Here is a 23696-nt window from a genome sequence, read left to right as displayed (position 1 = left end):
AAAAACGTGCTTATTCCGACAGAACGACCGGTATTTACGCCAGCAAAGGCGGAAGTTCTTTGTTGAGGGCCAGTTTGTCCATCACGGCGCTGCCGGTCAGGGCATAACCCAGCAGGCGGCCACTGGCGTCGCGGCACAAGGCCTTGATGTCGGCCCCCTGCCCTTCAACGCTCCACACGCCTTCGGTGCCGCGTGGCGGTGGCGACACCACCAGCGGGCAGACCGGCGTCTTGACGGTGACCGGCATCGGGCCGTAGCTGACCGCCGTGGCGTTGCCGGCCAAGGTCTGGGCCAGGGCACGGGCGCAGCTCATCAGTGGCATCACGTACAGCAGGTTGAGACCGTCGACTTCGGCGCAGTCGCCCAAGGCGTAGATATTGGCGTGGGAGGTCTTGAGGTGGCGGTCGACCATGATCCCGCGATTGATCTGCAAGCCGGCAGCCGCCGCCAGGTCGACGCGCGGACGCAGGCCGATGGCCGAGACCACCAGGTCGCAGTGGACCACTTCACCGTCGGACAGGTGCGCTTCCAGGCCGTCCGCGCTGCGCTGCAGGCGATTGAGCACCGGGCCGAGATGGAAGCGTGCGCCCAGGCTCTCGAGCCCGGCCTGCACGGCCGCGGCTGCCGCCGGGTGCAGCAGGGTCGGCATGACTTGCTCGCACGGCGCCACCAGGTCGATTTCATAGCCGCCGAGGATCAGGTCGTTGGCGAATTCGCAGCCAATCAACCCGGCGCCAAGCAGCAGCACGCGGCGCTTGCCGGCGGCGGCAGCCCGAAAGCGCGCGTAGTCCTCGAGGTCGTTGATCGGGAACACCAGCTCGCCCGCATCGCCTTCGACCGGCACGCGCACGGTTTCAGCGCCCCAGGCCAGGATCAAGTCGCGATAGGCCACGGCTTCCTCGCCGATCCACAGGCGCTTGTGGCCGGGGTCGATGCCGCTGACGCGGGTGTGAGTGCGCACCTCGGCCTTGAGTTGCTCGGCCATGGCTCCCGGTTCGGCCATGCTCAGGCCATCGGCTTCCTTGTTCTTGCCAAAGCCGGTGGAGAGCATGGGCTTGGAGTAGGAGCGGCCGTCATCCGCAGTGATCAGCAGCAACGGGGTCTCGCTGTCGAGCTTGCGAAACTCCCGGGCCACGTTGTAACCGGCCAATCCTGTGCCGATGATCACGACAGGTGCGTTCATTCCTTTCTCCTTGTAGTACGTTTCTTAAATGTTCAGATCAGCCGATTTCGATCATTTCGAAATCCATCTTGCCCACGCCGCAGTCCGGGCACAGCCAATCTTCCGGGACGTCTTCCCAACGGGTGCCAGGCAGAATTCCGTCATCCGGCCAGCCGTCTTTCTCGTCATAGATCAGGCCGCAGACTACACATTGCCACTTCTTCATTACTTGCTTCCTCAGGGTCCAGGCATCTTGGCCGACGGTCGATAGACCAACGTTGCCGTGCGGCTCAGGGCGTTTTGTACTGATCGGGGCCGGCAGATGCAAGCATGATCGACGCAAACGGCGGGTTCCGCCCGGCAAAAGCTCAGGATGCCATGGTAAGCTCGCCGCCTCTTTTGCTGCCAATACTGACTCACTGTGCCGCACTCAACCGCCCTTCCCGATGCTTGCCAATGGCTGACCCAGAGCCTTCTGGTCCCAGCGCCTGCACCCTTGACCCTCGATTGGCTGTTCGACGAAGGCTCGCTCACGCGCCGGCTGACGTGGCTGTCCGACGACGGCTTCAGCGTGACACCGCTGTTCGAAGGCTGGCAGCCGCTGCGCGACGATGAATGTGCCGCATTGGGCCTGGCCCCGGCCACGATCGGCTGGGTACGCGAAGTGTATTTGCGCGGGCACGGCCAGCCGTGGGTGTTCGCCCGCAGCGTCGCGGCCCGCAGCGCACTGCAGGGCGACGGGCTGCACATGGACGAACTCGGCAGCCGCTCGCTGGGCGAACTGTTGTTCTGCGACCATGCGTTCACCCGCCAGGCCATCGAAGTATGCCGCTACCCTCGCCCATGGCTGCCCACCGCGGACCAGGTCGACGGGCTGTGGGCACGTCGCTCGCGCTTTGATCGCGGGCCGCTGAGCGTGTTGGTGGCGGAAATCTTCCTGCCGAGCTTCTGGCAGGCGCTGCATGATCATCCGGAGAACTGCTGATGTACCAACGTCTGCTCAAGTCCCTGAACCGCCTAAACCCTAGGGCCTGGGATTTCATTCAGTTGACGCGCATGGACAAGCCCATCGGCATCTACCTGCTGCTGTGGCCGACGCTGTGGGCGCTGTGGATCGCCGGCAAGGGCTCGCCGTCCTTGGGCAATATCGTGATTTTCGTGCTGGGCGTGGTGCTGACCCGGGCCGGCGGCTGCGTGATCAATGACTGGGCCGACCGCAAGGTCGACGGCCATGTGAAGCGCACCGAGCAACGCCCGCTGGTCAGCGGCAAGATCAGCTCGAAAGAGGCGCTGGTGTTTTTCGCGGTGCTGATGGGCATCAGCTTCCTGCTGGTACTGCTGACCAACGCCACCACCATCCTGCTGTCCCTGGGCGGCCTGGCCTTGGCGGCGAGCTACCCGTTCATGAAGCGCTACACCTATTACCCGCAGGTGGTGCTGGGCGCGGCGTTTTCGTGGGGCATGCCGATGGCGTTCACCGCCGAGACCGGCCACCTGCCGGCCACGGCGTGGCTGCTGTATATCGCCAACCTGCTGTGGACGGTGGGTTACGACACCTATTACGCAATGACAGACCGTGACGACGACTTGAAGATCGGCGTGAAATCCACCGCCATTCTGTTTGGCGATGCGGACCGCGTGATCATCCTGACCCTGCAGGGCCTGGCACTGGTGTGCCTGTTGCTCGCCGGCGCAAGGTTTGAGCTGGGTGGCTGGTTCCACTTGGGATTGTTGGCGGCGGCAGGCTGTTTTGCCTGGGAGTTCTGGTACACCCGCGACAGGGACCGCCTCAAATGCTTCAAGGCGTTCTTGCACAACCACTGGGCCGGGTTGGCGATATTTGTCGGGATTGTGGCGGATTACGCATTGCGGTGAGCCGGGCTGCCAGGGCGATGGAGCTTGATGTGGCGAGCGGGCTTGCCCCGCGTTGGGGTGCGAAGCACCCCCAAAACCTGGCGACGCGTTATTCCTGAAATACCGCAGTAGTTTCTACTGGGGCTGCTGCGCAGCCCAACGCGGGGCAAGCCCGCTCACCACGACAGGCCCGCCCGCGACAGGATTACCTTACGGCTTGATGATGTGCCACGCACCGCCCTTGCCATCACCGGTCTTGTCACCGGCCTTTTTGTCATCCTTGTAGGTGTACACCGGCTTGCCTTTGTAGGCCCATTGGCTGGTCTGGTCGTCACGGGTGATGACCGTCCAATCACCGGTCGACTTGTCGGTGGAATCCGCCTTCAGCGGCGGCCAGTTGGTCGCGCATTGATCCTTGCACACGGATTTGCCGTCGGCATCCTTGTCGAAGGTGTAGAGGGTCAAGCCCTTGTGGTCGACAAGCATCCCGTCTTTAGTCATCGCCGGCTCCGCCGCGAATGCCAGGGTCGGCAGCGTCAACGCCGCCGTGACCAGCAGGGCTTTCCAGGAAATTGTGCTGTAAGTCATCGGAACCTTCCTTTTTTGGTTGTAAGGATTCGGACCCAAAGCGTAGTCCAGAGAGGCGCGAATTGCCCAAGCGACTAAATTACTGTCACACGACTGCAATAATTCCGTTATCTAATGCGGCGCAAGACAGTTAAATGACAAGAGGATTTTAGGCATGGTTGGCAGGAGCATTCTGATCGTTGACGACGAAGCGCCCATTCGCGAGATGATCGCCGTTGCGTTGGAAATGGCCGGCTATGACTGCCTGGAGGCGGAGAACTCCCAGCAGGCCCATGCCATTATCGTCGACCGCAAGCCGGACCTGATCCTGCTGGACTGGATGCTGCCCGGCACCTCCGGTATCGAACTGGCCCGCCGCCTCAAGCGCGATGAGCTGACCGGGGACATCCCGATCATCATGCTCACGGCCAAGGGCGAGGAAGACAACAAGATCCAGGGCCTGGAAGTCGGCGCCGACGACTACATCACCAAGCCGTTTTCCCCCCGCGAACTGGTCGCTCGCCTCAAAGCCGTACTGCGGCGCGCCGGCCCTACCGATGGTGAAGCACCGATCGAAGTCGGCGGCCTGCTGCTGGACCCGATCAGCCACCGCGTGACCATCGACGGCAAGCCAGCCGAGATGGGCCCGACTGAATACCGCCTGCTGCAATTCTTCATGACCCACCAGGAGCGTGCCTATACCCGTGGCCAGTTGCTCGACCAGGTGTGGGGCGGCAACGTGTATGTCGAAGAGCGCACTGTGGACGTGCATATCCGCCGCCTGCGCAAAGCCTTGGGCGATGCCTACGAGAATCTGGTACAAACCGTGCGCGGCACCGGTTATCGGTTTTCCACCAAGGGTTGAAAGCAGCTGCAGGCTCTCAGCTACAAGCGGCAAGTAGAAGCTGATCTGCTCTGACTTGAAGCTTGCAGCTTGAAAATTTTCACTGTCCGAAGGACCGATTGTGAACCAAAACTGGCATGGCACCCTGATCCGCCACATGCTTTTGCTGATCACCGGCTGCCTGTTGGTGGGCCTGGTGAGTGGTTATTACGGCTGGAGCCTGGCAGTCGGCATTGCCTTGTACCTGGGCTGGACCCTCAAGCAATTGCTGCGCCTGCATGAATGGCTGCGCCAGCACAAACCCGACGAAGCGCCGCCCGACGGCTACGGCTTGTGGGGCGAGGTGTTCGACAGCATCTACCACCTGCAACGCCGCGACCAACGGGTGCGCGGACGCCTGCAAGCGGTGATCGACCGGGTGCAGGAGTCCACCGCCGCGCTCAAAGACGCGGTGATCATGCTCGACAGCGACGGCAACCTGGAATGGTGGAACCGCGCCGCCGAAACCCTGCTGGGCCTCAAGACGCCCCAGGACAGCGGCCAGCCGGTGACCAACCTGGTGCGTCACCCGCGCTTCAAGGAGTACTTCGAGCAGGAGAACTACGAAGAAGCCCTGGAAATCCCCTCGCCCACCAATGACCGCGTACGGATCCAGCTGTACCTGACGCGCTACGGCAATAACGAGCACTTGATGCTGGTGCGCGACGTGACGCGTATCCACCAGTTGGAACAGATGCGCAAGGACTTCGTCGCCAACGTCTCCCACGAACTGCGCACGCCCTTGACGGTGATCTGCGGGTACCTGGAGACGCTGCTGGACAATGTCGACGAGATCAACCCGCGCTGGAGCCGTGCCCTGCAGCAGATGCAGCAGCAGGGTTCACGCATGCAGACACTGCTCAACGACCTGCTGTTGCTGGCCAAGCTCGAAGCCACCGACTACCCCTCGGATAACCATCCGGTGGCCGTGCAGAGCCTGTTGCAGACCATCAAGAACGACGCCCAGGCGCTTTCCGGCCAACGCGGGCAGCAGATCACCCTGGAAGCCGATCCGGCCGTGCTGCTCAAGGGCAGCGAAGGCGAGTTGCGCAGCGCGTTTTCCAACCTGGTGTTCAACGCCGTGAAGTACACCCAGGACAAGGGCAATATCCGCATCCGCTGGTGGGCCGACGAGCACGGCGCGCACTTGAGCGTGCAGGACTCCGGCATCGGCATCGACGCCAAGCACCTGCCGCGCCTGACCGAACGTTTCTACCGCGTCGACTCCAGCCGCAACTCCAACACCGGCGGCACCGGGCTTGGCCTGGCGATCGTCAAGCACGTGCTGCTGCGCCACCGCGCGCGCCTGGAAATCAGTAGCGTGCTGGGCCATGGCAGTACGTTCACCTGCCATTTTCCGCCGGCGCAGGTAACCCGTTCGCGGGGGGTTGGAACAGATGAGTAACTTGAAAACGACACACCCCTAAATGTGGGAGCGGGCTTGCTCGCGAATGCGGTCGGTCAGCGACACATGGGTTGACTGACCCACTGCATTCGCGAGCAAGCCCGCTCCCACGTTGGATTTGTGTTGTCGTGGAAAGGGCATTCCAAGTCCCGCCGGGCAGTGGGCACTAGGCAAGCGCCCCGTCAGCCGCTACATTGGCCGACTTGCGCCTGTCTTTCAGGCCCACCTGCCACCCCTAATTGAACACACGGAACCTGCAAAACCCCATCATGGACCCTTCCCCTGGTATCACCCTCGCTACACTCTTCGCCGACTTCGGCATGATTCTTTTTGCACTGATCCTGGTACTGCTCAACGGTTTCTTCGTTGCGGCGGAGTTTGCCATGGTCAAACTGCGCGCCACCCGGGTCGAGGCCATCGCCCACAAGAACGGCTGGCGCGGGCAGATCCTGCGCACCGTGCACAGCCAGCTCGACGCCTACCTGTCGGCCTGCCAGCTGGGTATCACCCTCGCCTCCCTGGGCCTGGGCTGGGTCGGTGAGCCGGCCTTTGCACATATCCTCGAGCCGCTGCTGGGCGCCGTGGGCGTCGAGTCGCCGGAAGTGATCAAGGGCGTGTCGTTCTTTGCTGCGTTCTTCGTGATTTCCTACCTGCACATCGTGGTCGGTGAGCTGGCGCCCAAGTCCTGGGCGATTCGCAAGCCCGAGCTGCTGTCGCTGTGGACGGCAGTGCCGCTGTACCTGTTCTACTGGGCCATGTACCCGGCCATCTACTTGCTCAACGCCAGCGCCAACGCCATCCTGCGCATCGCCGGCCAAGGCGAGCCCGGCCCGCATCACGAACACCATTACAGCCGTGAAGAACTCAAGCTGATCCTGCACTCCAGCCGTGGCCAGGACCCGAGCGACCAAGGCATGCGCGTGCTGGCCTCGGCCGTGGAAATGGGCGAACTGGAAGTGGTCGACTGGGCCAACTCCCGGGAAGACCTGGTCACCTTGGACTTCAACGCGCCGTTGAAGGAAATCCTCGCGCTGTTCCGTCGCCACAAATTCAGCCGCTACCCGGTGTATGACGCGGTGCGCAACGAGTTCGTGGGCCTGCTGCACATCAAGGACCTGCTGCTCGAGCTGGCAGCCCTGGACCACATCCCCGAATCGTTCAATCTGGCCGAGCTGACCCGCCCGCTGGAGCGTGTGTCGCGGCACATGCCGCTGTCGCAACTGCTGGAGCAGTTCCGCAAAGGCGGCGCGCACTTCGCCCTGGTCGAAGAAGCCGATGGCAAGATCATCGGCTACCTGACCATGGAGGACGTGCTTGAAGTGCTGGTCGGCGATATCCAGGACGAACACCGCAAGGCCGAGCGCGGCATCCTCGCCTACCAGCCCGGCAAATTGCTGGTGCGTGGCGACACGCCGTTGTTCAAGGTGGAGCGCCTGCTGGGTGTCGACCTCGACCATATCGAAGCCGAAACCCTCGCCGGGCTGATCTACGACACCCTCAAGCGCGTGCCGGAAGAGGAAGAAGTGCTGGAGGTTGAAGGCCTGCGGATCATCATCAAGAAGATGAAAGGGCCGAAGATCGTCTTGGCCAAAGTCCTGCTGCTGGACTGAGCCACCCCAAACCCCTGTAGGAGCCCGGCTCCTACAGTCCCGCTGCGAAGTTGGGCAATGTACCGACGGGCTGGTTGAACTCATACGGGATCGACACCAGCCCGGCCTCGGTGCTCTGCTGCACCACGAAGTGCAGATGCGGGCCGCTGCTGTTGCCGGTATTGCCCGACAGTGCCAGCAGGCTTCCCACCGTGACACGCTGCCCCACCCGCACCCTGACCGACCCTTGCTTGAGGTGCAGGTACACGCCCTGGGTGCCGTCATCGTGCTGCACGCGCACAAAATTGCCGGACGCATCGTTACCGCGCCCGATCTGGCTGTTCTCGGTCTTCACTACCGTACCGCTGCGCGCCGCAATGATTGGCGTGCCTTCGGGCATGGCGATGTCCATGGCATAGCGGCTCTTGGCGTCGGTGTGGCTGAAGCTGCCGTTGGGGCCTTGGGTCAGGCGGAACGGACCGCCACGCCAGGGCAAGGGGTAGCGGTAGGCTTGTCGTGGGTTAACTGCGCGTGGCCTTTGCAACAGCGGCCGTCGTACAGGCTCGACCCTGCGTTCCTGGATCACGAACGCCTGGGACCCCGGGGTATGTCGATCGCTGAAAAACACCGCGCCATTGGCATCGGTGGATTGATAGAGGGTCATGGCCAGGGTCGAGGTGGCGACCGTGGACAGCATGCAGAACAGCAATAGGCGAAGGAGCATGACGCAAACCTGCCAGGATGACTGAACGGCAGGCTAGCAAGGCTTGATGACAGCTTTAGGCTGGCAGTCCGTTGAAACCGATACCCACGTTTATCCGGGCCGCCGCCGACAAATTGACCCGCGCATCCAGAGACAGTTTGTCGATCTTGCCAGTGAGGACGTGGTTAAGACGGGGCTGGCTGATCCGAAGTCTTAGTGCAGCCTGCAAGAGATCCAACTGAAAACCGGCTGCCCGTCGGGCATCGAGCGCGAATCAGACAACCGGTCGACTCCGGTATTCAGGGGGTCACGCACCCGGCACGAAGTGCTTCTGCGCGGTGCCGCGGGCGATCAGGCGGGAGATGTAATCGAGCTTCTGCGCGTCCTGGTCGATAAACCGGAAGGTCAGTTGCAGCCAGTCGCTATCAGGCTTGGGTTCGAAGGCGACGACGGCGTGCAGGTAGCCATTGAGGCGGGCGATTTCAGCGTTGTCGCCTTGCTCAAGGTCGAGCACGGCACTTTCCAACACCTGCGGCAGCACTTCACCGCGACGCACCACCAGCAGCGCTTCCTTGATGCTCAGCGCCTTGATCACACATTGCTGGTTGCCACTGGACAGGCGCAATTGGCCCTGGCCACGACCACCCGCCGGCGAGGCGGCAGGCGCTTGCACCGGTGGGCTGTTGAGCAGGCCTTTGCTGGGCGCCGGGGCAGCCGCTGCAACCGGGGCCGCGCGCACGGCTTCGGGCTTGCCGCCGGTCAGGGCGCTGAGGGAGTCGTTGCCAAAGGCCGAGTTCATCTTGGTCGGCGCACTGGCGATCAGTGCGTCGAGACGCCCGATCTTGTGCAGGGCCTGCTTGACCTTGTTCAGCAACTGCTCGTTGGTGAACGGTTTGCTGACATAGCCGGAAACCCCGGCCTGGATGGCCTGGACCACGTTTTCCTTGTCGCCGCGGCTGGTCACCATCACGAACGGCATGGCCTTGAGGTGCGCTTGCTCACGGCACCAGGTCAGTAGCTCAAGCCCGGACATCTCGGGCATTTCCCAGTCGCACAGCACCAGGTCGAAGGTCTCGCGCATCAGGATGGCCTGGGCCTTTTTGCCGTTCACCGCATCTTCGATCTTGATCCCGGGGAAGTAGTTGCGCAGGCACTTCTTCACCAGGTCGCGAATAAACGAGGCGTCATCCACCACTAATACACTGACTTTACTCATCGACCCTATTTCCTATAAAAACCGCGGCACGCAGAACGCCTGACTGATGGCATTTTGCCAAAACTCTGTAGTCACGGCGGGACTTTCTTTGACCCGACGCGCAAAAAATCCAGCTGCCACAAACAAAAACGCCCGGCCAAGGGCCGGGCGTTAATTTCTCGGGCAACCTTACTTATCGTCAGTTTCGCCCGGAACATTAGGGATTAGATCGGCTGACCCTTCAACTTCAGCCTTCATGCGCTTGAGGCCCATGTGCCGCACGTCGGTCCCGCGAACCAGGTAAATCACCAGCTCGGAGATATTGCGCGCGTGGTCGCCGATGCGCTCCAGCGAACGCAGGACCCAGATGATGCTCAAGACCCGCGAGATAGAGCGTGGGTCTTCCATCATGTAGGTGGCCAGCTCGCGCAGCGCGGTCTTGTATTCGCGGTCGATGATCTTGTCGTACTGGGCCACCGACAACGCCAGCTCGGCGTCGAAGCGGGCGAATGCGTCGAGGGCATCGCGCACCATGTTGCGCACCTGGTCGCCAATGTGGCGCACTTCCACGTAGCCGCGTGGCGCTTCGCCTTCTTCGCACAGCTGGATAGCGCGACGGGCGATCTTGGTGGCTTCGTCGCCGATGCGCTCCAGGTCGATCACCGACTTGGAAATGCTGATGATCAAACGCAGGTCGGACGCCGCCGGCTGGCGACGGGCCAGAATGCGCAGGCATTCTTCGTCGATGTTGCGTTCCATCTGGTTGATCTGGTCGTCGATCTCGCGCACTTGCTGGGCCAGGCCCGAGTCAGCCTCGATCAGCGCGGTGACTGCGTCGTTGACTTGCTTCTCCACCAGCCCGCCCATCGCCAGGAGGTGGCTGCGCACTTCCTCAAGCTCGGCGTTGAACTGCGCGGAGATGTGGTGGGTAAGGCCTTCTTTGCTAATCATGCGTTTGCTCCGCAAAAGCTGTAAGCCGCAAGCTACAAGCTGCAAGCTGATGTGTGTCGTTCCATTGAGCTGCTTTTACTTGCCGCTTGAAACCTGCGGCTTGCAACTGCCGCTACTAGCCATAACGACCGGTAATGTAGTCTTCGGTCTGCTTCTTCGCCGGATTGGTGAACAGCGTATCGGTGTCGCCGAATTCCACCAGCTTGCCCATGTACATGAACGCGGTGTAGTCGGAAACGCGCGCCGCCTGTTGCATGTTGTGGGTCACGATGACGATGGTGAACTTGGACTTGAGCTCGTAGATCAGCTCTTCGACTTTCAGCGTCGAAATCGGGTCGAGTGCCGAGCACGGCTCGTCGAGCAGCAGCACTTCCGGCTCCACCGCGATGGTACGGGCGATCACCAGGCGCTGCTGCTGACCACCGGACAAGCCGAGTGCCGAGTCGTGCAGGCGGTCCTTGACCTCGTCCCACAGCGCCGCGCCCTTGAGAGCCCACTCAACCGCTTCGTCGAGGATGCGCTTCTTGTTGATGCCCTGGATGCGCAGGCCGTAGACCACGTTTTCGTAGATGGTCTTGGGGAACGGGTTGGGCTTCTGGAACACCATGCCCACCCGGCGACGCAGCTCGGCCACGTCTTCGCCCTTGCGGTAGATGTTAGTGCCGTAGAGGTTGATGGCGCCGTCCACGCGGCAACCGTCAACTAGGTCGTTCATGCGGTTGAAGGTGCGCAGCAACGTCGACTTGCCGCAGCCCGAGGGGCCGATGAAGGCCGTCACGCGCTGCTTGGGGATGTTCATGCTGACGTCGAACAGCGCCTGCTTTTCACCGTAGTACAGGCTCAGGCCTGGCACTTCAATGGCCACGGTTTCCTGGGCCAGGTTCAGGCCCTGCTTGTCGCGACCCAGGGCAGACATGTTGATGCCGTGGGAATGGGTGTCGTGTTGCATGGTCTCACTCCGTTCGTAGCTGCCAGCTTCTAGCTGCAAGCTGCAAGATTTGGGCAAAAGCGGCTCGTAGCTTGCCGCTTGTGGCTAATAGCTTTAGCTGTCCAACGCTTTGTATTTTTCGCGCAGGTGGTTGCGAATCCACACCGCCGACAAGTTGAGCGTGGCAATCACCAGCACCAGCAGCAAGGCGGTGGCGTACACCAGCGGCCGCGCGGCTTCGACGTTGGGGCTCTGGAAGCCGACGTCATAAATATGGAAGCCCAAGTGCATGATCTTCTGGTCCAGGTGCAGGTAGGGGTAGTTGCCATCCAGCGGCAGCGACGGCGCCAGTTTCACCACGCCCACCAGCATCAGCGGCGCCACTTCACCGGCGGCACGGGCCACGGCGAGGATCATGCCGGTCATCATCGCCGGGCTGGCCATCGGCAGTACGATCTTCCACAGCGTTTCCGCCTTGGTCGCGCCGAGAGCCAGGGACCCTTCGCGCACAGTGCGAGGAATCCGCGCCAGGCCCTCTTCGGTGGCCACGATCACCACCGGCACCGCCAGCAGCGCCAGGGTCAGCGAGGCCCACAGCAGGCCCGGCGTACCGAAGGTCGGGGCCGGCAGGGCTTCGGCGAAGAACAGACGGTCAACCGAGCCACCCAGGACATACACGAAGAAGCCCAGGCCGAACACGCCGTAGACGATGGCCGGTACGCCGGCCAGGTTGTTCACGGCGATCCGGATAACGCGGGTCAGGGTGTTCTGCTTGGCGTATTCACGCAGGTACACCGCTGCCAGCACGCCGAACGGGGTGACGATCATTGCCATGATCAGGGTCATCATCACGGTGCCGAAGATAGCCGGGAAAATCCCGCCCTCGGTGTTGGCTTCCCGTGGGTCATCGCTGAGGAATTCCCAGACCTTGCTGAAGTAGAAGCCGATCTTGGTCAGTGTACCCATGGCGTTCGGCTGGTAGGCATGAACGACTTTGCCGATGCCGATTTCGACTTCCTTGCCGTTCGCATCACGCGCCGTCAGGGCATCGCGATTGAACTGGGCGTGCAGGTCGGCCAGGCGCGCTTCGATGTCCTGGTAACGGGCATTCAGCTCGGCGCGACCGGAGTCCATGTCGGCCTGGGCGGCGGCGTCGAGCTTGCCTTCCAGTTCCAGTTTGCGGCCATGCAGGCGGATGCGTTCAAGCCCGGCGTTGATCGCGCCGATGTCAGATTTTTCGAGTGTCTTGAGCTGGGCAGCGAGCTTGTTGACGCGGTCGACACGCGCCTGCAGCTCCGGCCACGCGGCGTCGCCTTCGGCGATGACCTTGCCATCCTGCTTGACGTTGACCAGGGTGCCGTAGAAGTTGCCCCACTCACGACGCTCGATGGTCATCAAGTTCGCCGGCGTGGTCTGGTCCTTGAGCCATTCGCCGACAATCCAGGTGAAGTCATTGCCGTTCAGGTCGCGGTTGCCGACCTTGATCAGCTCGCGGGTCATGAATTCCGGACCCGCATCCGGCACCGGCAGGCCCGCGCTTTTCAGGCGCTCGCGCGGCACTTCTTCTTTCTGCACCACTTCGCCGATGACGATATGGTTAGCCTGGCCCGGCACGTCGTAGTTGGCCTGGATCAGGTCGGCCGGCCAGAAGTGGCCCAAGCCACGCACTGCAATCACGGCCAGCAAACCAATGGTCATGATGACCGCGATGGACACTGCGCCACCGCTGATCCAGACGCCGGGGGCGCCGCTCTTGAACCATCCATTCAGGGAGTTCTGTTTCACAGACTTCTACCTTTCTTAAAGCGACGAGTATTTCTTGCGCAGACGCTGACGAATCAGCTCGGCGAGGGTGTTCATGACGAACGTGAACAACAGCAGCACCAGCGCCGAGAGGAACAGCACGCGGTAATGACTGCCGCCGACTTCCGACTCGGGCATCTCCACCGCGACGTTGGCCGCGAGTGTGCGCAGGCCTTCGAACAGGTTCATCTCCATCACCGGCGTGTTACCGGTGGCCATCAGCACGATCATGGTCTCGCCGACGGCGCGGCCCATGCCGATCATCAGGGCCGAGAAGATGCCCGGGCTGGCGGTCAGGATCACCACGCGGGTCATGGTCTGCCACGGCGTGGCACCCAGGGCCAGCGAGCCTAGGGTCAGGCCGCGTGGCACGCTGAACACGGCGTCTTCGGCGATCGAGTAGATGTTCGGGATCACCGCAAAGCCCATGGCCAGGCCGACCACCAAGGCGTTGCGCTGGTCGTAGGTGATGCCCAGGTCGTGGGAGATCCACATGCGCATATCACCGCCGAAGAACCAGGTCTCCAGGTACGGGCTCATGTACAGCGAGAGCCAGCCCACAAACAGGATCACCGGGATCAGGATCGCACTCTCCCAACCGTCCGGCACCCGCAGGCGCAGCGACTCAGGCAGGCGGCTGAAGACAAAACCGGCCACCAGGATGCCAATCGGCAGCAGCATCAGCAGGCTGAAAATCCCCGGCAGGTGCCCTTCCACATACGGCGCCAGGAACAGGCCAGCGAAGAAGCCAAGGATCACCGTCGGCATCGCTTCCATCAGCTCGATCACCGGCTTGACCTTGCGGCGCAGGCTCGGGGCCATGAAGTAGGCGGTGTAGATCGCGGCGGCAACCGCCAGTGGCGCGGCCAGGAGCATCGCGTAGAACGCGGCCTTCAGGGTGCCGAAGGTCAGCGGCGCAAGGCTCATCTTGGGTTCGAAATCGGTGTTGGCGGCGGTCGATTGCCAGACGTATTTAGGCTCGTCGTAGTTTTCGTACCAGACCTTGCTCCACAACGCGCTCCAGGACACTTCCGGGTGCGGGTTGTCCAGCACCAGCGGCTGCAACTTGCCGCCGGCTTCGACGATCACGCGGTTGGCCCGTGGCGACATGCCGAACACGCCCTGGCCGTCGACCACCGGGTCCACCAGCAAGGTGCGGTGCGCGGTGCTGTGGAACACGCCGAATTTGCCGGACGCATCCAGGGCGGTGAAGCCTTTGCGACGTTGTTCGGCGGTAATCTCGACGATAGGCGCCGTGCCCATCTGGAACGTGCGGATCTGCTTGAAGCGCTGCTCGCCATCCGGGTCACGGGCCATGAACCACTGAGCCAGGCCGCCCTTGGAGTTACCGATGATCAGCGAGATGCCGCCCACCAACTGGGTGCTGGCGGTAATTTCGGCAGTGCCATCTTCCGACAATTTGTAGCGCCCGTTGAGGCTGTTGTCGCGCAGGCTGAAGACATCCGCAAGCGCGCGACCGTTGATCACGTACAGCCACTGCTGGCGCGGATCGATGAAAATCGCCTTCACCGGCTCGGTCATCTGCGGCAGCTCGATGCGCTTCTGCTCGCTGGTGACTTCGCCGGTCATCATGTTTTCTTCACGGCTCAGGGTCAGCACGTTCAAGTGCGAACCGGCGGAGCCTGCAACGACCAGGGAGGAGTCGGTGGCGTTGAGGGCCACATGCTCCAGCGCGCGACCGGCGTCGTCGAGCACGATCGGGTTTTCGCCGTAAGGGTATTCAATCGCCGGGGTGATGGTTTTCTTGCCGTCCGGGTAGGACACCTTATAAGTGTGGCGGAATACCAGGGACTGGCCATTGGACAAACCGAGGATCACCAGCGGGCTGCCGGGCTGGTCTTCACCGATGGAGGCAACACGGGTGCCGGCGGGCAGTGGCAAGTCGACACGCTTGAGCTCGGCACCGGTCTCGACGTTGAAGAACAGCGCCTGGCCCTTGTCGGAAACCCGCATGGCGACTTGGTTCTGTTCTTCCAGGGAGATCATCAGCGGCTTGCCGGCGTCCTGGATCCAGGCCGGGGTCAGGGCGTCTTCCTTGGTCAGCGAGGCGCCCTGGAACAGTGGCGCGACGACATAGGCCAGAAAGAAGAAGATCAGGGTAATGGCGCCGAGGACGGCGAGGCCGCCTACCAGCACGTACCAACGGGTCAGGCGATCCTTGAGGGCGCGGATGCGGCGCTTGCGTTGCAGCTCAGGCGTATTGAAATCAATGCGCTTGGGAGGGGAAGTCGTCGTCATGGTGGAATTGGCCAGATCATTCATGCGCACACCCTAGCGATCCTGTATGACAGAAAGATGACAGTGCAGTGACGCAACAAATCCGCCGCGAAGCAAAGCTGGCAGCGGACTAGAAAATTCGGATGCGGAGCCGGCAGGCCGGCCCCGCAGAGGCAATCAGTTGCCTTCTTTCAGACCCAGGTCAGCCAGGGCCTTGGCGGCAACTTTGGCTGGCAGTGGGATGTAGCCGTCTTTCACTACAACTTCCTGGCCCTGTTTGGACAGAACCAGCTTCACGAACTCGGCTTCCAGCGGGGCCAGAGGCTTGTTCGGGGCTTTGTTGACGTAAACGTAGAGGAAACGCGACAGCGGGTATTTGCCGTTCAGGGCGTTTTCTTCACTGTCTTCGATGTAGTCAGTGCTGCCTTTCTTGGCCAGGGCCACGGTCTTCACGCTGGCGGTCTTGTAGCCGATGCCCGAGTAACCGATGCCGTTCAGCGAGGAGCTGATCGACTGCACGACCGACGCCGAGCCCGGTTGTTCGTTCACGTTTGGCTTGTAGTCGCCTTTGCACAGGGCTTCTTCCTTGAAGTAGCCGTAGGTGCCGGATACCGAGTTACGACCGAACAATTGCACTGGCTTGTTGGCCAGGTCGCCGGTCACACCCAGGTCACCCCAGGTTTTCACGTCGGCTTTGCCACCGCACAGACGCGTCGAGGAGAAAATCGCATCGACTTGTTCCATGGTCAGGTGCTGGATCGGGTTGTCCTTGTGGACGAATACCGCCAGGGCATCCACGGCAACCGGGATTGCGGTTGGCTTGTAGCCGTACTTCTGCTCGAAGGCCGCCAGTTCGGTGTCCTTCATCTTGCGGCTCATCGGGCCCAGGTTGGAGGTGCCTTCAGTCAGCGCAGGTGGCGCAGTGGCGGAGCCGGCAGCTTGAATCTGGATGTTGACGTTCGGGTATTCCTTTTTGTAGGACTCAGCCCACAAAGTCATCAGGTTCGCCAGAGTGTCGGAACCAACGCTGGACAAGTTGCCCGATACGCCAGTGGTCTTGGCGTAAGCCGGAATTGCCGGGTCAACACCAGCGGCCACCGCGTGGGCGGTCGCAACGCCAGCAGCGACAAAAGTCATTGCCGCCATCAAACGCTTCAGTTTCATGCCTTGCTCCTAGCAGATAGGGATAGTTGGATCGGGGCCAAGTATCGAGAGGCCGTGTGAACACTCTATGTCTGCAATGTGACAATTAGATGAAAGGCCACTATCGAGAGGAGCGCAGGCTACGAGGGCAGAAACATTGAATTGTGACGAGGGCGCTGGCTCCCGCGGGACTGCGCAGCACTGCCTTTTTCGCCGCTGCGCGAGCCGCCTTCCTCGCCACACTGGATGATCGGGCGGGTCTTAGCGCCCGCGTTTCCACAGGAACCCACCCACAACCATCCCCATCACGCACAGGACAGCAACGTAGTAAGCCGGGCCCATCGGGCTTTCCTTCATCAGCAGCGACACCGCCAGCGGCGTCAGGCCGCCGAATATGGCGTAGGCGACGTTATAGGAGAACGACAACCCACTGAAACGCACCACCGGCGGGAAGGCTTTGACCATGACGTACGGCACCACGCCGATGGTGCCGACGAACAAACCGGTCAAGGCGTACAGCGGGAACAGCCAGTCGGGGTGGGCGATGAGGCTGTGGTACAGCGTCCAGGAGGTCGCCAGCAGCAGGGCACAACCGAAGATCAACACACGCCCGGCGCCGAAACGGTCGGCCAGCGCGCCGGAGGCGATGCAGCCCAGGCTCAATGTGACGATTGCCAGGCTGTTGGCCTGCAGCGCCACGGTCGCGCTGAAGTGGTAGACGGTCTGCAACACGGTCGGGGTCATCAGGATAACCACGACGATGCCGGCCGAGAGCAGCCAGGTCAGCAGCATCGACAACACGATGGCACTGCGGTGATCACGCAGCACGGCGCGCAACGGCAGCTCGGCGGCCAGGGTCTTGCGTTGCTGCATCTCGGCGAAGATCGGCGTTTCATGCAGCCAGCGGCGCAGGTACACCGACAGCAGGCCGAACACACCGCCGAGCAGGAACGGGATGCGCCAGGCGTAATCCGAGACCTGCTCCGGGCTATAGATAGTGTTGATTGCGGTGGCCACCAGCGAGCCCAGCAGGATCCCGGCGGTCAGGCCGCTGGTCAGGGTGCCGCAGGCGTAGCCGATATGGCGCGGTGGCACGTGCTCGGAAACGAACACCCAGGCGCCCGGTACTTCGCCGCCAATCGCCGCGCCCTGGATGACGCGCATCAGCAGCAACAGGATCGGCGCCCACAGGCCGATCTGCGCGTACGTCGGCAGCAGGCCCATGATCAGGGTCGGCACGGCCATCATGAAAATGCTCAGGGTGAACATCTTCTTGCGGCCCAGCAGGTCACCGAAGTGCGCCATGATGATGCCGCCCAACGGACGCGCCAGGTAGCCGGCGGCGAAGATGCCAAAGGTCTGCATCATGCGCAGCCATTCGGGCATGTCCACGGGGAAGAACAGTTTTCCGACCACGGTGGCGAAAAACACGAAAATAATGAAATCATAAAATTCCAGCGCCCCGCCCAAGGCAGACAGCGACAGGGTTTTGTAGTCGTTGCGGGTCAGCGGGCGCGAAGGTTGCGCACTGCTTGCGGGCACGGAGGACATGGCAAGGCTTCTCTTATTAGTCAGGACGGCAGATCCGGGGTGCTGGCTGCGCCAGGGCGGGTTCGGCAAGATAGCAAATCGCTTGGAAAAGCACAGCGGTGAGCTGATAACAGTTCCAGTGTGCAAATTATCCCCGGTGACCGCACATTAACCGCAATCAGAAGCACAGTTGCCGGAAAAAGCCGCGATACAGCCGCGAATTGCCGACCAAATGAGTGCCCAGAGGTCGTCGTGACGCATGTGTCTCGATATACTCGGCCCTTGCAAGCGCAGAACCCCAGTCTTGAGGGGCTGCTGTGCCAAAACGTCGTTGGGTGCCATCCAGCCGATTTGGCAGAGTTTCCCTTTTAGTACGCCTTACGAGAAACGCATCACGCGGTGTATGTTGGTGCTGAAACGTTTTTCCAGAAGACGGCTATCCACTTGAAATACCCATGAAGCGTCACGGGTCAGAGGCACCCTCGGCATGATCGAACTCGAACAAGAAGATCCTATCCCGCAAGGCGATCTCGCCTTGCAAATCACCGCCCTCCCGCGTGAAACCAACGGTTTCGGCGACATCTTCGGCGGCTGGCTGGTCGCGCAGATGGACCTGGCGGGTACCGCCATGGCCAGCAAGGTCGCGGGTGGCCGCGTGGCCACCGTGGCGATTGATCGCATGGCGTTCCTGGTCCCGGTGGCGGTGGGCGCGCAGCTTTCCTTCTATACCCAGGCCCTGGAAATCGGCCGCAGCTCGATCCAGATGATGGTCGAAGTGTGGAGCGATGACCCGCTGTCCAGCGAATGGCGCAAGGTCACCGAGGCGGTGTTCGTGTTCGTCGCCATCGATGGCAGCGGCCGCACGCGTTCGGTCCCGTCGCGCGCGCGTTAAACCTCATCGGATTTTGACGGTCAATTGCCCCATTGCCTGCCATAAAGAGTGCTGTGTATGCCTACGCCCCACGTTGAAACCGTGAAAATCGACGAGCTGGATTGCTGGCACATTCGCCACAACGGCGCCGAACTGAAAGTCGCCCGACAAGGCGCGCACATCTTCAGTTACCAACGCGCAGGCGAGCAGCCGCTGATCTGGCCGAATCCTGAGGCGGTGTTCAAGCAAGGCAAAGGCATTCGCACCGGCGTTCCGGTGTGCTGGCCATGGTTTGGCGTGTTTGACCGCAATCCGCAAAGCGTCAAGGCAATGCGCCAGAGTGACCAGCCCGCCGGCGCCCACGGTTTTGTGCGCACCGCCCTGTGGGAACTGGCCGCGACGGAACTCGAAGGCGAAACGCTGCGGGTCGACCTGGTGTTGCCGGTGCCTGCGGGAGGCTTCCCCGGCTGGCCGCATCAGGTCGACCTGAAACTGAGCCTGCGGCTGGACGACCAACTGCATATCCACCTGACCAGCCACAACCGCGGCACTGATACCGTGACGCTCAGCCAGGCGCTGCACACCTACTTCGCCGTGAGCGATGTGCGCAACGTGCAGGTCGAGGGCCTGGACGGTCTGGCGTACATCGATACCGCCGACGGCTGGACCGAGAAGACGCAATCGGGGCTGCTGCACTTCACCGCCGAGACGGATCGCATCTACCTCGACACGCCGCCCCAGCAGACTATTGTCGACAAAGACTGGCAGCGCCGCATCCAACTCACCGCCGAGGGCTCGAAGTCGACGGTGATCTGGAACCCCTGGACCGAACGCGCCAAGGCGTTTGATGACATGGCCGATGATGGGTGGACAGGCATGCTGTGCATCGAGACGGCGAATGTGCTGGATGATGTGGTGAGCCTGGCGCCGGGCGAAAGTCATACCCTGGGCGTGAGCATCAAAGCGCTAGCCCTGTAAACCCGAACCCGATGCAGGAGCTGGCTTGCCAGCGCCTACGGGTTTCGCGGTGTCTAGAGGTCGGATTCCTTCACCACCCGCACCTTCCCCGCATCCAGTGCATAGGCCGCATCGGCCAGGTCATTGTTGACCTTCTCCACCTTCAACGTGCCCGTGACCCACAGCGGCGTGTAGATATCATCCAGCCTCAAACCCTTGGGGTACCGCACCAGCACCAGTTGGTTGGGTGGCGGTGGCGGCACGTGGATGCAGGCGCCTGGGTAGGGCACCAGGAAAAACAGCGTGCTGCGACCCTTGGCGTCGGTCTCCAGCGGCACCGGGTAACCGCCGATGCGGATGTTCTTGCCATTCATGGCGGCCACGGTCTTGGTCGAATACATCACAGCCGGCAAGCCCTTGCTCTGCTTCAAGCCGCCTTTGTCGGTGAACGTGCCTTGGGCTTCGGGGGAGTTGTGATCGATCTCGGGCATCGCTTCGAGGGCTTTCTGGTCCGACAGCGGCATCAGGTCGAGCCAGTCGGTTTCCGGCAATTCACCGGCGTGGGCCAGGCCGCAGCCCAGTAATAGAAGAGTGAACAGAAGACGGCGCATGGAGAGGCTCGACAAGGTTAACAGTGTCGGCATTCTAGCCCTCCGCGCCTGCGCAGCGCAGAGGGCCATGAAGCTAAATCATTTTTTTCGCAGCAGGCCGTAGATCACCAGCAACACGATGGCACCGATCAGCGCGCCAATGAAGCCTGCGCCCTGGCCCGCCTGGTAGATGCCCAGGGCCTGACCACCGTAGGTGGCGACCAGCGAACCTGCGATACCCAGCAGGATGGTCATGATCCAGCCCATGCTGTCATCGCCTGGCTTGAGGAAACGCGCCAGCAGGCCGACGATCAAGCCGATGAAGATGGTTCCGATGATACCCATGGCATTTCCCTCTGATTGAATGTGAGTCATGTCAAAGCCTAGTCAGGCTTCGCCATCCTGCAATCAGAGAGACGGCGGCAACCAATGGTTCCCGCCGATCCTTGGGTTATTGCTCGGCGATCAGCGCTTCGACCTTGAGGATCTGCGCTTGCAGCGTCGCACGGTCCTTGCAGCGCAGGTTGGCATGGCCGACCTTGCGCCCGGCCTTGAAGGCCTTGCCGTAGTGATGCAGGTGGCAGTCATCGATGGCGATCACGCGGTCAACCGGCGGCACCACGCCGATGAAGTTGAGCATGGCGCTCTCGCCGACCTTGGCCGTGGAGCCCAGCGGCAAGCCGGCCACTGCCCGCAGATGGTTCTCGAACTGGCTGCACTCGGCGCCTTCGGTGGTCCAGTGCCCGGAGTTGTGCACACGCGGCGCGATTTCGTTGGCCTTGAGGCCACCGTCGACTTCGAAGAACTCGAACGCCATCACGCCGACATAATCCAGCTGCTTGAGCACGCGGCTGGAATAGTCTTCCGCAAGGGCCTGCAACGGGTGGTCGGTGCTGGCCACGGACAGCTTGAGGATGCCGCTGTCGTGGGTGTTGTGCACCAGCGGGTAGAAACGCGTTTCGCCATCACGGGCACGCACGGCGATCAACGAGACTTCGCCGGTGAACGGCACGAAGCCTTCCAGCAGGCAGGCAACGCTGCCCAACTCGGCGAAGGTACCGACCACATCGGCGGCGGTGCGCAGGACTTTCTGGCCCTTGCCGTCGTAACCCAGGGTGCGGGTTTTCATTACCGCCGGCAGGCCGATGCTGGCCACCGCAGCGTCGAGGTCGGCCTGGGACTGGATATCGGCGAAGGCCGGGGTCGGGATGCCCAGGTCCTTGAACATGCTCTTCTCGAACCAGCGATCGCGAGCGATGCGCAAGGCTTCGGCGCTCGGGTACACCGGCACGAACTGCGAGAGGAATGCCACGGTTTCGGCCGGGACGCTTTCGAACTCGAAGGTCACCAGGTCGACTTCGTCGGCCAGTTGGCGCAGATGGTCCGGGTCGCTGTAGTCCGCACGCAGGTGTTCACCCAGTGCAGCCGCGCACGCGTCCGGCGCCGGGTCCAGGAAAGCGAAGTTCATCCCCAGCGGGGTACCCGCCAGGGCCAGCATGCGGCCCAGTTGGCCGCCACCGATTACACCGATTTTCATCGTCAACAACCTCAGGCGATACGTGGGTCTGGATTGTCCAGCACGCTGTCTGTCTGCTCAGCACGGAATTTTTTCAGCACCGCGTGAAACTGCGGGTGCTTGGCGCCCAGGATGCTGGCGGACAACAACGCGGCGTTGATCGCGCCGGCCTTGCCGATCGCCAGGGTCGCCACCGGGATACCGGCCGGCATCTGCACGATGGACAACAGCGAATCCACGCCCGAGAGCATCGACGACTGCACCGGTACGCCAAGCACTGGCAGGTGAGTCTTGGCCGCACACATGCCTGGCAGGTGAGCCGCCCCGCCGGCACCGGCGATGATCACCTCGATGCCACGGGATTCTGCTTCATCGGCATACTGGAACAGCAAATCCGGGGTGCGGTGGGCAGAGACCACTTTCACTTCATACGGAATGCCGAGTTTTTCCAGCATATCGGCGGTGTGGCTAAGGGTGGACCAATCGGACTTGGAGCCCATGATCACGCCAACCAATGCACTCATCGTCGTGCCTCTTCTCTCTGGGCGCCCGCAGGCGCGTCAAAAAACAACAAGCCACGCGGGAAATCCGGCGTGGCTTGTTGTACGAAATTTGGCCGGTTGGACCGGCCGAAGGCCGCGCAGTATACCGTAATAATCCAGATAAACAGCCCCTTGGATGACCATCTGTCTTACACCTCAAACAGGCGGTTTTATTGACTTCCAGGTCAGCGAAAGCACCACAAAATACTGTGGGAGCTGGCTTGCCTGCGATGGCGGAGGGTCAGTGCCTGAAATGTCGGCTGATACACCGCTATCGCAGGCAAGCCAGCTCCCACATTTGATCTGTGTTGGCTCAAGTATTCTGCGCCGCCCCACCTTCCAACTTACGCCACAACAACCGCACGTTCGCCTTGCGCACCAGCGCGCAGCGATACAGGCGAATCTCCAACGGCACATGCCATTGCGGCCCGCCGCACACCATCAGTTCGCCCCGTGCCAGTTCAGCGCGCACGCTCAACTGCGGCACCCAGGCAATGCCCAGGCCTTCGAGGGCCATGCTTTTGAGACTGTCGGCCATGGCGGTTTCGTACACGGTGGTGAAGCGCAATGCGCGCTGGCGCAGCAGCAGATGTACCGAACGCCCCAGGAACGCACCGGCGCTGTACGCCAGCAACGGCACACTGCCCTCGCCTTCCAGGTCGAACAGCGGCTTGCCATCCGCATCGGCGGCGCACACCGGGAGCATCTCGGTGTTGCCCAGGTGCAGCGACGGGAAGATCTCGGCGTCCATCTGCATCGCCGCATCCGGGTCGTAGAACGCCAGCATCAGGTCGCAGCCGCCTTCGCGCAGGGCATGCACGGCGTCGCCGACGTTGGTGGCCACCAGCCGCGTGGCGATGTTCAGGCCTTCATTGCGCAGTTGCGCGATCCAGCGCGGGAAGAATCCCAGTGCCAGGGAGTGCGCGGCCGCCACTTGCATGACTTCGCCCTGCCCGCCTTCCAGGTGATGCAAATGGCGCAGCACTTCACCGAGCTGCTCGACCACCGTGCGCGCGGTCACCAGAAACAACTGCCCCGCTGCCGTCAGTTCAACCGGCGTGCGCGAGCGATTGACCAGGGTCAGGCCCAGCGCAGCTTCCAGGCTGCGAATACGCCGACTGAACGCCGGCTGGGTGACAAAGCGCCGCTCCGCCGCCTGGGAAAAGCTGCGGGTTGCCGCCAGGGCGCTGAAGTCTTCCAGCCATTTGCTCTCAAGGTTCATCACTTCCTCCCACGGGTACGCACCATTTTGGCACACACGCCCGCCAT

At 62.1% G+C, this 23696-nt stretch carries 23 protein-coding genes; 7 read left to right on the top strand and 16 right to left on the bottom strand.

Annotation, left to right across the window (positions count from 1 at the left end; all coding sequences use genetic code 11):
• Positions 1–34: 34 nt before the first annotated feature.
• Entirely contained in the window at positions 35–1183 is a 1149-nt protein-coding gene (locus C9990_RS00380) for an NAD(P)/FAD-dependent oxidoreductase (protein WP_106802275.1), read from the bottom strand.
• Positions 1184–1220: 37 nt separating this feature from the next.
• On the bottom strand, positions 1221–1388 hold the full coding sequence (locus C9990_RS00375; protein ID WP_015886569.1) for a rubredoxin: 168 nt from the start codon (positions 1386–1388) through the stop codon (positions 1221–1223).
• Positions 1389–1583: 195 nt separating this feature from the next.
• On the opposite strand from C9990_RS00375, the gene C9990_RS00370 reads away from it, so the two are divergent.
• Complete coding sequence (locus C9990_RS00370; protein ID WP_106802274.1) at positions 1584–2147, top strand: chorismate lyase; 564 nt, start codon at positions 1584–1586, stop codon at positions 2145–2147.
• Entirely contained in the window at positions 2147–3037 is an 891-nt protein-coding gene (ubiA, locus tag C9990_RS00365) for a 4-hydroxybenzoate octaprenyltransferase (protein ID WP_065902545.1), read from the top strand. The genes C9990_RS00370 and ubiA overlap by 1 nt, the downstream gene beginning before the upstream one ends.
• A 189-nt stretch (positions 3038–3226) precedes the next feature.
• Here ubiA and C9990_RS00360 read toward each other — a convergent pair whose 3' ends face one another.
• The gene (locus tag C9990_RS00360) at positions 3227–3604 is read right to left on the bottom strand and encodes a hypothetical protein (protein ID WP_065902547.1); all 378 of its coding nucleotides are present in this window, start codon (positions 3602–3604) and stop codon (positions 3227–3229) included.
• A gap of 154 nt (positions 3605–3758) precedes the next feature.
• Between C9990_RS00360 and phoB the strand changes: the two genes are divergently transcribed.
• From phoB to C9990_RS00345, 3 genes are all read left to right on the top strand, one after another.
• Positions 3759–4448 (top strand): phosphate regulon transcriptional regulator PhoB, encoded by a 690-nt coding sequence (gene phoB / locus C9990_RS00355; RefSeq protein ID WP_003176964.1) that lies wholly within the window; start codon positions 3759–3761, stop codon positions 4446–4448.
• 97 nt (positions 4449–4545) lie between these two features.
• Entirely contained in the window at positions 4546–5871 is a 1326-nt protein-coding gene (gene phoR / locus C9990_RS00350) for a phosphate regulon sensor histidine kinase PhoR (RefSeq protein WP_256595149.1), read from the top strand.
• 269 nt (positions 5872–6140) lie between these two features.
• On the top strand, positions 6141–7481 hold the full coding sequence (locus C9990_RS00345) for a hemolysin family protein (RefSeq protein ID WP_010207573.1): 1341 nt from the start codon (positions 6141–6143) through the stop codon (positions 7479–7481).
• 31 nt (positions 7482–7512) lie between these two features.
• Here the strand turns inward: C9990_RS00345 and C9990_RS00340 are convergent, their stop codons facing one another.
• From C9990_RS00340 to C9990_RS00300, 8 genes are all read right to left on the bottom strand, one after another.
• Positions 7513–8184 carry a M23 family metallopeptidase gene (locus C9990_RS00340; protein ID WP_106802272.1) on the bottom strand — a complete coding sequence of 224 codons (672 nt, stop codon included), beginning with the start codon at positions 8182–8184 and terminating at the stop codon, positions 7513–7515.
• A 286-nt stretch (positions 8185–8470) separates the two neighbouring features.
• Entirely contained in the window at positions 8471–9379 is a 909-nt protein-coding gene (locus C9990_RS00330) for a response regulator (RefSeq protein WP_065902551.1), read from the bottom strand.
• Between the two features lie 168 nt (positions 9380–9547).
• Positions 9548–10309 (bottom strand): phosphate signaling complex protein PhoU, encoded by a 762-nt coding sequence (gene phoU, locus C9990_RS00325; protein ID WP_025856390.1) that lies wholly within the window; start codon positions 10307–10309, stop codon positions 9548–9550.
• Between the two features lie 115 nt (positions 10310–10424).
• On the bottom strand, positions 10425–11258 hold the full coding sequence (gene pstB / locus C9990_RS00320; protein ID WP_065902553.1) for a phosphate ABC transporter ATP-binding protein PstB: 834 nt from the start codon (positions 11256–11258) through the stop codon (positions 10425–10427).
• 93 nt (positions 11259–11351) lie between these two features.
• The gene (pstA, locus tag C9990_RS00315) at positions 11352–13022 is read right to left on the bottom strand and encodes a phosphate ABC transporter permease PstA (protein ID WP_065902554.1); all 1671 of its coding nucleotides are present in this window, start codon (positions 13020–13022) and stop codon (positions 11352–11354) included.
• 15 nt (positions 13023–13037) lie between these two features.
• A complete protein-coding gene (locus C9990_RS00310) occupies positions 13038–15071 on the bottom strand; it encodes an ABC transporter permease subunit (RefSeq protein ID WP_177343931.1) in 2034 nt (677 codons plus the stop codon).
• A 384-nt stretch (positions 15072–15455) separates the two neighbouring features.
• Positions 15456–16442 (bottom strand): phosphate ABC transporter substrate-binding protein PstS, encoded by a 987-nt coding sequence (locus tag C9990_RS00305; protein WP_065902556.1) that lies wholly within the window; start codon positions 16440–16442, stop codon positions 15456–15458.
• Between the two features lie 240 nt (positions 16443–16682).
• Positions 16683–17972: an MFS transporter gene (locus tag C9990_RS00300; protein ID WP_065902562.1), complete on the bottom strand. Its 1290-nt coding sequence runs from the start codon at positions 17970–17972 to the stop codon at positions 16683–16685.
• Between the two features lie 466 nt (positions 17973–18438).
• On the opposite strand from C9990_RS00300, the gene C9990_RS00295 reads away from it, so the two are divergent.
• Complete coding sequence (locus C9990_RS00295; protein WP_003176975.1) at positions 18439–18843, top strand: acyl-CoA thioesterase; 405 nt, start codon at positions 18439–18441, stop codon at positions 18841–18843.
• A 57-nt stretch (positions 18844–18900) separates the two neighbouring features.
• Complete coding sequence (locus tag C9990_RS00290) at positions 18901–19800, top strand: D-hexose-6-phosphate mutarotase (protein ID WP_106802271.1); 900 nt, start codon at positions 18901–18903, stop codon at positions 19798–19800.
• A gap of 53 nt (positions 19801–19853) precedes the next feature.
• Here C9990_RS00290 and C9990_RS00285 read toward each other — a convergent pair whose 3' ends face one another.
• The 5 genes from C9990_RS00285 to C9990_RS00265 all read right to left on the bottom strand — a co-directional run bounded on the left by C9990_RS00285 (position 19854) and on the right by C9990_RS00265 (position 23649).
• Positions 19854–20390, bottom strand: coding sequence for a DUF3299 domain-containing protein (locus C9990_RS00285; RefSeq protein WP_106802270.1), 537 nt, complete (start codon positions 20388–20390; stop codon positions 19854–19856).
• 78 nt (positions 20391–20468) lie between these two features.
• Complete coding sequence (locus tag C9990_RS00280; protein WP_010168336.1) at positions 20469–20714, bottom strand: GlsB/YeaQ/YmgE family stress response membrane protein; 246 nt, start codon at positions 20712–20714, stop codon at positions 20469–20471.
• 106 nt (positions 20715–20820) lie between these two features.
• Positions 20821–21906 (bottom strand): 5-(carboxyamino)imidazole ribonucleotide synthase, encoded by a 1086-nt coding sequence (locus C9990_RS00275; protein ID WP_106802269.1) that lies wholly within the window; start codon positions 21904–21906, stop codon positions 20821–20823.
• Positions 21907–21917: 11 nt separating this feature from the next.
• Positions 21918–22409: a 5-(carboxyamino)imidazole ribonucleotide mutase gene (gene purE / locus C9990_RS00270; RefSeq protein WP_003195648.1), complete on the bottom strand. Its 492-nt coding sequence runs from the start codon at positions 22407–22409 to the stop codon at positions 21918–21920.
• A 331-nt stretch (positions 22410–22740) separates the two neighbouring features.
• Positions 22741–23649, bottom strand: a complete 909-nt coding sequence (locus C9990_RS00265; RefSeq protein ID WP_106802268.1) for a LysR substrate-binding domain-containing protein — start codon at positions 23647–23649, stop codon at positions 22741–22743.
• Positions 23650–23696: the final 47 nt, after the last annotated feature.

It is taken from the genome of Pseudomonas sp. S5D5 (genome assembly GCF_003013355.1).
GTDB classification, from domain to species: domain Bacteria; phylum Pseudomonadota; class Gammaproteobacteria; order Pseudomonadales; family Pseudomonadaceae; genus Aquipseudomonas; species Aquipseudomonas aylmerensis.
The sequence above is the reverse complement of the archived record's forward strand: the minus strand, read 5'-3'. Positions and strand labels throughout refer to the sequence as shown.